The organism is Streptomyces sp. PA03-1a (genome assembly GCF_033792805.1).
Taxonomy (GTDB): Bacteria; Actinomycetota; Actinomycetes; order Streptomycetales; family Streptomycetaceae; genus Actinacidiphila.
The window spans coordinates 1-4,506 of the sequence record NZ_JARAVO010000403.1; the positions used below are offsets into that span (position 1 = coordinate 1).

The following is a 4,506-nucleotide window of genomic DNA, read 5'->3' on the forward strand; positions in this document are numbered from 1 at the left end:
CGCCCGCACCCCCGCCAGGTCCCCCGCGGACGCGAGCCCCGCGTGGTAGAGCCGCAGCTCCGTCGCCCCGGCCGCAGCCGCCCGGGAGGCGTCCGCGGTCAGCGTGCCGGGGCTGCCCCCCATTCCCGCGACCACGGGGAAGTTGGCGGCCAGCACGGTGCCCGCCCGTGCGTGCGGCACGCAGGCCGCCACCAGGTCGGCCCCGGGCAGCACGAGCCCGTCCGCATGGTCCAGGACGTACGCCGGGTCGACGCCCACGTTGGCCCCGCAGCGGTGGGCGTGCGGATCCGCGTGCAGCAGCACCTGGAACCCCGGTGCGGCCCCGGCCCGTGCCGCCGCACCCCGTACAGCCTCCACCGCCGCCCGCTGCAACTCCCGCGCGACGGGGCCCCGCCACGCCATCGTCAGCCCCGCGAGGTCCGCCCCGAGCAGCTTCTCGACGTCGGCCCACTCGTCGGGCCCCGGGGTCCACTCCCCCGCCCACACCGGCGCCAGGGCGTCGCGCACGGCCGCGCGCAGTTCGTCCGGGTCCGCGCCCAGCGCGGCGTACCCCGCCGCGCACGTGGGGCAGAAGCACAGGGACATCAGGTACTGCGCGGCCCCGGGCAGCGGCACGCCGCCCGTCTTGTCGTGGGCGTGCAGGTGGGCGAGGCCGTACCAGCCGCAGGACTCCAGTTCCGTACCCTCCGTCCCGGTCCCCGGCCGCACCGCGGCCTCCGCCGCCAGCGTGACGAGGTACTCGCGCACCTCCGGCTGGGCGATGCACGGCGCCCACGGGTAGGGGTCGCCGTAGGCGTTGCGCACGCTCACCCGGGGGTGTTCGTCCCCGAGACGGGAGTTGTGGGCGAGCACGACCCAGGAGTGCACGGCCAGTCCGGCCGCCCGCAGGGCCCGGGCGGCCTCGCCGTAGGCGTCCTCGGCGCCCGCCCAGTCCTGGGTGTACGGCCGCAGGGCGCGCCCCGCCCAGCGCCGCTCGTCCGGCGGGTAGAGCACGGCGGCGTGGCGGGCGGTGACGACGCGGTGCCCGGGATGGCGTGGGGTCAGCGCCCGCGTGGAGTGGTACGCGGAGGCGAGGGTGACCTGCTGCACGCCGAGGCCGGCGATGCGGTCCGCCGCCTCCGGGTCGCCGACGACGTCCCACGGGTAGACGAAGGTGGAGGCTCTCAACGCGGCTCCTGGGGGTGGGGGTTGACGCGGGTCACCGTACGTCAGTCCTCGCCGAGCAGGGCGAGTCCGCGGTCGATGAGTTCGGCCAGTTCCTTGATGTGCGCGGGCGCGGGCTCGGACAGCGGCGGGCGCACCTCGCCGACGTCCAGCCCGCGCAGCCGGACGCCGGCCTTGACCAGGGAGACGGCGTAGCCGCGGCCCTGCTGGCGCAGTTCCACCAGCGGCCGGTAGAAGCCGTCGAGGAGGGCGTTCACGGTGGTGTCGTCGCCGCCGGTCAGGGCGCGGTGGAAGGCGAGGGCGATCTCGGGCGCGAAGCAGAAGACGGCGGAGGAGTAGAGGGTGACGCCGATGCCGCGGTAGGCGAGGCCGGTGAGTTCGGCGGTGGGGAGGCCGTTGAAGTAGCGGAAGTCGCGGTCGGGGACCGTGCTGCGGACGGCGCTGATGATGCGCTGCATCAGGTCGAGGTCGCCGACGCCGTCCTTGAGGCCGATGATGCGCGGGATGCGGGCGAGTTCGGCGACGGTCGCGGGGGTGAGGACGGCGTTGTCGCGCTGGTAGACGATGACGTCGAGCGAGGTGCCCGCGGCGAGCGCCGCGTAGTGCCGCAGCAGTCCGGCCTGGTCGGCGACGACGAGGTAGGGCGGCATGGCGAGCAGTCCGTCGGCGCCCGCCTCCTCGGCGAGGCGAGCGAACTGCAGGGCCAGGGCGGTGCCGTAGCCGGCGCCGGCGACGACGGGGACCCGGCCCGCGGACTCCTCGACGGCCGCGGCCACGCAGGCGCGGAACTCCTCGGGCGTCAGCGCGTGGAACTCGCCGGTGCCGCAGCACGCGAAGACCGCCCCGGCTCCGGCCTCGATCCCGCGGCGCACGTGCGCGCGGAAGACCTCCAGGTCAACGGCGCCGTCCGGGCCGAAGGGCGTCACGGGGAAGAACAGCAGGCCGTCGAGGCGCGCGGAGAGTGAGGCGGCATCGGTCATCGGGTTCTCCCTGAAGACTGGCGTCTGTGCGCTCATCTGATCGATGTCTATATTCATGAACGCGTTTACGCTAAGGCAGCACATAAGGAGGGGTCAAGAAAGACAGCCGCAGGTGGTGGAGTCTTGACGCTTCGACAAGCTCTCTTTAGCGTGTCCATGCATATGAATGACATCCACCAATGTGGACGTCCGATCGAGGAGACCCGCGCATGCCCGCTCCCCGCACCGTCCTGCTCACCGGCGCCGCAGGCGGCCTGGGCACCCTGATGCGCGAGCTGCTGCCGGCCTACGGCTACCGGCTGCGCCTGCTCGACGTGCGGCCCGTCGAGGGCGCGCCCGACGCGATCACCGCGGACCTGGCGGACCGCGCCGCCCTGCGCGAGGCCGTACGCGGGGTCGACGCGATCATCCACCTCGCGGGCATCTCCCTGGAAGCCCCCTTCGAGAAGATCCTGCGCGCCAACATCGAGGGCACCTACCACCTCTACGAGGCCGCCCGCGAGGAGGGCGTGCCGCGGATCGTCTTCGCCTCCAGCAACCACGCCGTGGGCTTCACCCCGCGCCCGGTCGGGGACGACCCTCTCATCCCGGTCGACACCCCGCGCCGCCCCGACACCTTCTACGGCCTGTCCAAGTGCTTCGGCGAGGACCTCGCCCAGCTCTACTGGGACCTGCACGGCCTGGAGACCGTCTCCATCCGCATCGGCTCCTGCTTCCGGGAGCCGACCTCGGTGCGCATGCTGTCGGTCTGGATGAGCCCCGAGGACGGCGCCCGGCTGCTGCACGCCGCCCTCACCGCCGAGGGCGTCGGGCACACCGTGGTCCACGGCAGCTCCGCCAACACCCGGCTGTGGTGGGACCTGTCCTCCGCGCGGGCGCTGGGCTACGAGCCGCAGGACGACTCCGAGCCCTTCGCGGCCAAGCTCATCGCCGAACAGGGCGAACTCGACCCGGACAACCCGGACCACGCGCACCTCGGCGGCCACTTCACCACGCATCCGCCCCTCTGGCCCCACTGACCCGCGGCGGCCCTCAGCGGCCGCGTTCCGCGCCGCCGTTCACCTGGTGGATCTGCGCGGTGATGTGGGCGGCACCAGGGGAGGCGAGCCAGTGGGCGAGCGAGGCGACGTCCTCGGGGACGCCGACCCGGCCGGTGAGGGTCTGGCCGACGAGGAACGCGCGCCGCTCCTGCGTCATGCGCCCGCCGAAGAACTCGGTGTCGTCGATGAAGCCGGGCGCGATGACGTTGACCGTGATCCCGCGCCCGCCCAGGTCCGCCGCCAGGTCGTAGGCGTACGGGTGCAGGGCGGCCTTGGCGGCGCCGTACGAGCCGGACCCGCCGCCGCGCACCGCGGCGATGGAGCTGAGCAGCAGCACCCGGCCGCCGTCTGCCAGCAGGTCGCGCAGCGCCTCGGTGAGGAGCACGGCGGTCAGCACGTTGGACCGGAAGTTGCCCGTCCACAGTTCGGTGAGCGACGGCTCCCCGCCGCCGAGCGCGACGTTCCCGCCCGCGTTGTTGACCAGGACGTCCACCCGCCCGAAGCGCTCGGCCACGAGCTCGCGGACCCCGGCCGTCCCCGCCTCGTCGGTCAGGTCCGCCGGGACCGCCAGGGCCGATCCGGAACCCAGCCGGGCGACCGCCCCGTCCAGGACGTCCTTGCGCCGTCCGACCAGCACGACCTGGTCCCCGTCGCGGACGAACGCCTCCGCGACGGCCAGGCCGATCCCCGTACCGCCGCCGCTGATGACCACGATGCGTGACACGTGAAAACTCCGTTCGGTAATGGAACCGTAAACCCGGAACGATCGTTAAGCGGAACATGACCGCAATGACACCCGGCTCGAACATCCCGCTCTCCGCGGCACGCGTGGCAGTGGAGGTATCCGCGCCCGTGCGGCTTGATGTGTCGGGCCTCCTGATCGCCGCCGACGGCAAGGTGCGCTCCGACGACGACTTCGTGTTCTACAACCAGCCCGCGGGGCCGGGTGTGACCTACCGGTCCGGCGGCGGCACCTCCCCCGACGCGATCACGGTGGACACGGTGGCCGTGCCCGCCGGCATCGAGAAGATCGTCGTGACGGCGAGCCCCGACGCGCCCGGGGCGACCTTCGCCGGCACCGAGCCGACGGCGACGGTGCGGGACGCCGACAGCGGCGCCGTCCTGGCGACCTTCACCCCGCCCGCCCTGAGCACCGAGACCGCCCTCGTGGTGGTCGAGATCTACCGCCGCTCCGGCGCCTGGAAGGCCCGCGCGGTCGGCCAGGGGTACGCCAACGGGCTGGCGGGCATCGCAACCGACTTCGGCGTGTCCGTCGACGAGCCCGCGGCCGCCGCGCCGCAGACACCGCCCCAGGCGCCGCC

Annotated in this window: 5 protein-coding genes; 2 read left to right on the forward strand and 3 right to left on the reverse strand. The window is 73.7% G+C overall.

What is annotated here, in order from left to right:
* Together PV341_RS43970 and PV341_RS43975 are read right to left on the reverse strand one after the other, a co-directional pair.
* Positions 1–1,167 (reverse strand): hypothetical protein (locus PV341_RS43970; protein ID WP_500360852.1); only part of this gene is annotated, 1,167 nt, incomplete at its 3' end.
* 41 nt (positions 1,168–1,208) lie between these two features.
* Positions 1,209–2,144, reverse strand: a complete 936-nt coding sequence (locus PV341_RS43975; protein WP_500327282.1) for a 5-dehydro-4-deoxyglucarate dehydratase — start codon at positions 2,142–2,144, stop codon at positions 1,209–1,211.
* A 209-nt stretch (positions 2,145–2,353) separates the two neighbouring features.
* On the opposite strand from PV341_RS43975, the gene PV341_RS43980 reads away from it, so the two are divergent.
* On the forward strand, positions 2,354–3,163 hold the full coding sequence (locus PV341_RS43980) for an NAD-dependent epimerase/dehydratase family protein (protein ID WP_500360854.1): 810 nt from the start codon (positions 2,354–2,356) through the stop codon (positions 3,161–3,163).
* A 13-nt stretch (positions 3,164–3,176) separates the two neighbouring features.
* On the opposite strand, the gene PV341_RS43985 is transcribed toward PV341_RS43980, so the two are convergent.
* The gene (locus tag PV341_RS43985; RefSeq protein WP_500327279.1) at positions 3,177–3,908 is read right to left on the reverse strand and encodes an SDR family NAD(P)-dependent oxidoreductase; all 732 of its coding nucleotides are present in this window, start codon (positions 3,906–3,908) and stop codon (positions 3,177–3,179) included.
* 65 nt (positions 3,909–3,973) lie between these two features.
* Here PV341_RS43985 and PV341_RS43990 point away from each other — a divergent pair.
* The coding region (locus PV341_RS43990) for a TerD family protein (protein ID WP_500360855.1) at positions 3,974–4,506 on the forward strand (533 nt) is incomplete at its 3' end.

Coding starts and splice junctions, on each gene's coding strand:
- PV341_RS43975 (WP_500327282.1), bottom strand. CDS start 2,144: ATGACCGATGCCGCCTCACTCTCCGCGCGCCTCGACGGCCTGCTGTTC.
- PV341_RS43980 (WP_500360854.1), top strand. CDS start 2,354: ATGCCCGCTCCCCGCACCGTCCTGCTCACCGGCGCCGCAGGCGGCCTG.